Source organism: Rhodopila globiformis, assembly GCF_002937115.1.
Classification (GTDB): domain Bacteria; phylum Pseudomonadota; class Alphaproteobacteria; order Acetobacterales; family Acetobacteraceae; genus Rhodopila; species Rhodopila globiformis.
Genome location: NZ_NHRY01000021.1, coordinates 1 through 4,739, shown reverse-complemented (window position 1 = coordinate 4,739; position 4,739 = coordinate 1). Strand labels below are relative to the sequence as shown.

At 65.6% G+C, this 4,739-nt stretch carries 5 protein-coding genes and 1 pseudogene; 5 read left to right on the top strand and 1 reads right to left on the bottom strand.

From position 1 onward, the window contains the following. The first annotated feature begins 134 nt into the window (after nt 1-134). The 5 genes from CCS01_RS34120 (at nt 135) to CCS01_RS00420 (ending at nt 3,514) form a co-directional block, all read left to right on the top strand. Complete coding sequence (locus CCS01_RS34120) at nt 135-380, top strand: hypothetical protein (RefSeq protein ID WP_170114611.1); 246 nt, start codon at nt 135-137, stop codon at nt 378-380. Between the two features lie 278 nt (nt 381-658). Next, nucleotides 659-1,618, top strand: coding sequence for a recombinase family protein (locus CCS01_RS00430; RefSeq protein ID WP_104516869.1), 960 nt, complete (start codon nt 659-661; stop codon nt 1,616-1,618). Between the two features lie 162 nt (nt 1,619-1,780). Then, nucleotides 1,781-2,209 carry a hypothetical protein gene (locus CCS01_RS00425; RefSeq protein WP_193540090.1) on the top strand — a complete coding sequence of 143 codons (429 nt, stop codon included), beginning with the start codon at nt 1,781-1,783 and terminating at the stop codon, nt 2,207-2,209. Between the two features lie 9 nt (nt 2,210-2,218). Beyond that, nucleotides 2,219-2,389, top strand: coding sequence for a DUF1016 N-terminal domain-containing protein (locus tag CCS01_RS34920; protein ID WP_239991960.1), 171 nt, complete (start codon nt 2,219-2,221; stop codon nt 2,387-2,389). A gap of 12 nt (nt 2,390-2,401) precedes the next feature. Further along, complete coding sequence (locus tag CCS01_RS00420) at nt 2,402-3,514, top strand: PDDEXK nuclease domain-containing protein (protein ID WP_275112870.1); 1,113 nt, start codon at nt 2,402-2,404, stop codon at nt 3,512-3,514. A 983-nt stretch (nt 3,515-4,497) separates the two neighbouring features. Here the strand turns inward: CCS01_RS00420 and CCS01_RS00415 are convergent. Then, a pseudogene (locus CCS01_RS00415) lies at nt 4,498-4,677 on the bottom strand (IS21 family transposase); the annotation flags it as partial. Nucleotides 4,678-4,739: the final 62 nt, after the last annotated feature.

Sequence of the window (4,739 nt, the reverse complement as noted above, 5' to 3'; positions counted from 1 at the left end):
CGACGTCACCGTCGGGGTGATCAGCCGCCCGCAAGCCAACATCGCCGACTTCTACCGCGAGATGGGCGAACTCTTCGGCGTCGAGCTGCGTCCGCACAACCGTTGGGGCGGGGCCAAGATCCTGCGCACCGGAGATGTGGCGGCAGGACCAGGAAATTGCAGCCGCGTTCGCCGAGGGGTTCGGTCGTTTCCTGGAACTGCTGCAGCGCGAGTTCCCGGACACGATGCCGGCCGAAACCGCGCGCCGACGTGCCATTACGCTGTTCGCCGGCATGGTCGGCACGGTCACGCTCGCGCGTGCTGTACAGGCCGCGGATCCCGCGCTGTCGCGGGAGTTGATCGCCGCGGCGCGCCAAGAGCTGAAGGCTCTGGCCGTGTGACCACGGCGATAGGCGCCACAGCTTCGACCTGTGAGTCACTTGCAGCGCCGCGGCAGGCCACTGCAGACGCTGGACGCGCGCGCGCTTCATTCCACGCAGGCCTGGTAGAATCGCCTGGGTGGTACCAGCACTACGGCTGTTCGCGGCGCGAAAGCTTGAGGATTGTTAAACGTCGCACACGGGAAATTTCAGTTTAATGCTTGGTTTCCAACCAACCGTTTCTGAGGAACTTCCATGATCTGAAAAAGAGGGGTAGGCTGCCGTGCGGAAGCGAAACGATGGCGTTGATCGGCTACGCGCGGGTCTCAACCGACGATCAGAACCTCGGCCCGCAGCTGGATGCTCTCCGCACAGCCGGCTGCGGCGAGATCTTCGAGGAATATGCGTCCGGCGGTGATCGGGCGCGGCCGCAGCTGACGGCGGCGCTGGCGCGGGTCAGGCGCGGCGACATGTTGGTGGTGGCGCGAATCGACCGGTTGGCACGGTCGCTGTCGCATCTGCTCGCGGTGGTGGAGACCCTGAGGGCGCGCGGGGCGCACTTCAAGTCGCTCGCCGATCCGATCGATACCGCAGGCCCGAGCGGCGTTCTCGTGCTGCAGATGCTCGGGGCCGTTGCTGAATTCGAACGGGCACTGATCCGCGAACGGACGATGTTCGGCGTGAAGGCAGCCCAGGCGCGGGGCAGGGTAGGCGGGAACCCCGGGCTGCGGGACAAGGATCCGGTGGTGCTTGGCAAGCTCGCGGCATCGCGGCACGCCACCAGGCTGGCGCGCCTGACGGCTGAGATGGAAACCTGGATGCCGGTTGTCCGGCGTCTGCGGCCGCAGACGGCCTGGCCGGAGGTCACCGTGGCGGTGAATGTCGTCCTGCCTGTCGGTTCCAAGACGTTCACCGAAAGCCGATTGGTCAGCACCGTGCGGTTTCTGGTCGCGGAGGGTCTGGTGGATGCGGTTGTCTTGGGCATGGCGCCGCGGCGCAAGCCGCGCAAGGGTGTCGCGGCGCGGCAACGGGCGTGTGATGCGGTTGCGGGTCTGCTTGCCGGCCAGCCCCGGATTACGCTCGCGGAGATGGGTGTGGAGCTGGTGCGGCTTGGGCACCGGCCGCCGCGTGGCGGCGCCAGTTGGGCGCCTGCCTCGCTGAACGCACTGCTCGATCGCGTGCGCCTGGCCGGGTTGGTGCCGCCGGGGTCGAAATGGGCCAACGTTTTGGCCAGCCGCGCGGGAGCCGGTCTTGCCTGAACGCGGCTGCCTGATGACCCCCAACTCGGTTCCACCCCGTTCCACTCCCCTTTTCTCATCAATTGCGGCAACACGACCGCCTGGTTCGAGGTTCGGCACTGCATCGCCGGCCGCCGCAAGGATTCCCGCGTCACCGCCGTCATCGACCTATTGGCGGCGGCGGTGCTCTCCGCCACGACGCTGGCGCGCATCCTCAACATCGCGGTCAAGAGCGCCATCCGCATCCTCGACGAGCTGACGGCCGCCGGCACCGCGATCGAGGTGACGCATTGTTCCAAGCGGCGGCTGTTCGGCCTGCAGGGCCTGGCTCCGCTGCGGCGCGTAGTGCGGCCGCCCTACCGGCCAGACCCGGCCCGCGGGTCCGGCCGCCCTCGCCATGACATCGAGAAGGCCGAAGTTGCGCCGCCCCCGTTGCCTCCCCTCACGCCGATCGAGCGCCGGGACTTTGATTACACCGCCCTCGAAGAGGCGATGGCGCATCTGGACGTCGTCGTGCGGGTATCCAGGTCTGCCTTGCGCTCCATTGCGCATGGCACACACGCCGGCGCCGATCCCGCGCCAAATCGTGCCGAAGCGGCGCCAAACTGGTAGTTACAGCCCATGACCGAGTCCTTACCGGCACCGCAAACCTACCCCGACTTGCTGGCGACGCTGAAAGCGCGGATCCGCGACGCGCGGCTGCGCACCGCAGTCAGCGTCAACCGGGACCTGATCCTGCTCTATTGGGAGATCGGCCGCGACATTTTGCTCCGGCAGTCGGCGGAGGGTTGAGGAACGGCTGTCATTGATCGCCTGGCCCGCGACCTGCGGCGGGACTTTCCGGACATGACCGGCCTCTCGCCGCGCAACCTGAAATATATGCGGGCTTTCGCGGAGGCCTGGCCGGACCCGGCAATCGTGCAACAGCTTGTTGCACAACTGCCCTGGGGTCATAATATCCGCCTGCTGGAAGCCTTGAAGCAGCCGAAGGAGCGCGCCTGGTACGCCGGCCAAGCGGTCGAGCACGGCTGGAGCCGGGCCGTCCTCACCCATCAGATCGAGGCCCGGCTCATCGAGCGCGCCGGTAAGGCGCCGACCAATTTTGCCCAAACCCTGCCGAGCCCGCAATCGGACCTTGCCCGCGAGCTGCTGAAGGACCCGTATAATTTTGAGTTCCTGGCTGCGGCGGCGGACATCTCGGAGCGAGAGCTCGAACGAGGCCTGCTCGACAACCTACGTGAACTCCTCCTCGAGCTCGGCAAGGGTTTTGCCTTCGTCGGCAGCCAGTATCACCTCGAGATCGGCGACCAGGATTTTTACCTCGATCTGCTGTTCTATCACCTGCGCCTGCGTTGCTTCGTCGTCATCGATCTCAAGGTCGACGACTTCAAGCCCGAGTATGCCGGCAAGATGAATTTTTACCTGTCGGCCGTCGACGATTTGCTGCGCCATCCCGACGATGCCCCGACGATCGGGCTGATCCTGTGCAAAGGCCGGAACGAGGTCATCGTCGAATACGCCCTCCGCGACAGCGCCAAACCCCTCGGCGTCGCGGCGTATCGCGTGTCGCCCCAACTGCCCAAACAGCTAGAGGCCGACTTGCCGACCCCCGCCGACCTGGCCCGCGAGTATCCGCTCATGGCGCTGGCCAAGCTGCGAATCGACATCGAGCGCATGCTGCGACAGCTGACACAACAGCACAATGTTCCCGATGGCTCGTCCGCAATCAGGTCCATGTTGGAGCGCCTGGCACAGGTCCGCGGCCTGCCGCAAAGTGCGGCGGCCTTCGGCGAGACGCTTCGGATCCTGAACGCGGCGACGCATGGTGTCGATGTTTCGGCGGATGCAGCCGCGGCGGCCCTGGACGCGGGCACGCGACTCCTCGATGAACTCAAGCTCTTGGGGAAATCCGCGTGACCGCGGACCTGTCATCGGCCGTCAGCCCGTGCCTGGAGCTGCCTGATGTCAGCGACCACGCCGCCTTCTCGGCCACCTACTTCATCCATCCGGTACGATTGGCCGCGCTTCTGGATTCCGCAGACGGGGTTCCTCGATCTATCGGACACGGGATTGCGGCATAGGCACAGCGTTTCGATCCACGCCCCCACCCGGGGAGCGACCCGTGTCGATGACGGCCAAAATCCGTAGCTATTCGCCGATGTCGGCGTGATCGGCGGAGCAGCCACTCGTTCCAGGCCATTGATCCGATGGTGGCCAACGACGGCTGGACAGCAAGCCACTGTCAAGGCCGTCAGCCGCCGAAGGCGAGGGCCGAAGGCCCGCCTTTACAGTGGTTTGCCGCCCAGCCACACTCGGCACCAAGGATCGAGTGCGTGCGAATGTGCCACTCACAGACATGTCTGATGGACCGAAGGTCAAAAGCTGTGTCGCCACAAGAAAAGCCATATGGTTCCGGCTGTAAAGAAAGCCCATGTCCTCGGCTTTTTCTTTGTCTCCATTGCCGCCAACAGGTTGTTATCTGTAGCCGATGCGACCGCGGTCAAGTCTACTGCGGTCGCGTGTGTGCCTCGGAGGTGCGGCATAACAGGCAACGGGAGGCCCGTCGCCGCTACCAGGCGAGCGAACGCGGGCGGCAGATGCATGCCGATCGGAGCCGTCGATATCGCGCCCGTGGCCGTCGCGTGACGGATCAGGGTTCGGCTTTGGTTGCGCCACCTGACCGACAGCCCGAACAGGCACGCGCCGCCGCAATGGCGGTGCAACCAGCCGTCAGCGTGGCTATCGAGCGCTTAACCGCTTGCTCCCATTGCGGCAGGTCGGTTTCCGACATGGTCCGCCAGTCCCCAGTGCGCCGACCGCACAAGGGGGCGATAATTCCCTACACCGGCCGATCCGCATGCCGACATCGGCGAATAGCTACGGATTTTGGCCGTCATCGACACACCGGCGACGGTCACGCCGAGATCAGCCATGTCGGTGAAGTCCGACAGCCCCATCCGCCCCGACTCATGCACCTGGCGGAAGATCACCTCCTGGTCCGCGCCATGCAGCGCACGCCATGAGCGGATGCGCCGCTCCAGGGTGCGCCGGACACCGCCGGACAAGCTGGGATGGCGGCGCTGGTTGATCCGCTTCGCGGCTCAACCTTCGAAGATGGCAACTGCGCGCAGCGTCGGGGTGG